The organism is Clostridium ragsdalei P11 (assembly GCF_001675165.1).
Classification (GTDB): Bacteria; Bacillota; Clostridia; order Clostridiales; family Clostridiaceae; genus Clostridium_B; species Clostridium_B ragsdalei.
Genome location: NZ_LROS01000058.1, coordinates 1 through 1,310 on the forward strand (window position 1 = coordinate 1; position 1,310 = coordinate 1,310).

Consider the following 1,310-nt stretch of genomic DNA (forward strand, 5'->3'; position numbering starts at 1 on the left):
ACCCCGATTTTCAACGTAGACGTATTACCCATGAGCACAGCAGATTGTTGCACCACTAAGAAGTGGATAGCACGTGTAGCAAAGTTCCTATTATCTCGGGTAATTCTCCTGCTAATTTTTTATAGGGGACGATTATATGAATGACTTATTAGAACGCTGTTGTGGACTAGATGTTCACAAGGATATTATTGTGGCCTATATACTAAATGGACCTGTTGGTAAACCAGCAAAGAGTGAGATTCGAGAATTTAGCACATTAATTACTGGAATGCGGGATCTCAAAGCATGGATAGTATCTGAAGATTGTCATTTTGTAGCAATGGAAAGCACCGGGATATACTGGAAGCCAATTTATGAAACTCTTGAAGATTCATTTGATGGCGACATTTCATTGCTGGTTGTAAATGCAAGGCACATGAAGAATGTACCAGGTAAAAAAACCGACATGAAAGATGCCGAATGGATTGCCACATTACTCCGTGCTGGATTACTTAACGGTAGTTTTATTCCAGCTAAGGAAATTCGAGAGTTTCGTGACCTCACTCGTTACCGCAAAAGTGTGATTCGCGATATTACTTCCCAGAAGAATAGAATTGAGAAATTTTTGCAAAGTTCAGGTTTTCGACTTTCCACCTTTATCTCTGATATATTTGGTGCATCCGGACGAAATATTATAAACTGTCTCATTGATCATGGACAAATTAATAAATCACAACTTAATGAATGCCTAAAAACAAAGACACGCAAAAGGATAGATGAAATTCTCATTGCAGTGAATGGAACTCTATCTGTGCACCAAAGAAATTTCTTAAAAATGCTAGTATCTCACTTAGATGTTTTGAACTCGCACCTGAAAGACGTTGAAGCATCAATCATTGCAGAGATAAATCAATTTTCCTCTGCAATAGCAACTTTATGCAGTATTCCAGGTATTGCTGAAACCGCCGCAGCTTCTATTATTGCTGAAATTGGAGTAGACATGAGCTGCTTCAAGACAGCTGAACATATTTGTTCTTGGGCAGGGCTTAGCCCTGGTAATAATGAAAGTGCCGGTAAAAAAAAAAGACTTCTGTAACCAAAGGTAATCCTTATATAAAAAGTATGCTTTGCGAAGTTGCATGGGTTATCGCTGGTAAAAGGAATACTTATCTTTCATCATGGTATTGGAGATTGAAGCAAAACAAAGGTGCCAAAAAATCCACTATTGCTTTAGCCCGAAAGCTGCTTGTAATTATCTATACGATGCTAAAATCAGGTACAGTTTATGATGACTCTAATTTTGATCAGCGTAGAAAAAATTGTGAACAAAA

General features: G+C 37.7%; 1 pseudogene. It reads left to right on the plus strand.

The features are described from left to right. Positions 1 to 136: 136 nt before the first annotated feature. Positions 137 to 1,310, plus strand: a pseudogene (locus CLRAG_RS17015) (IS110 family RNA-guided transposase); the annotation flags it as partial.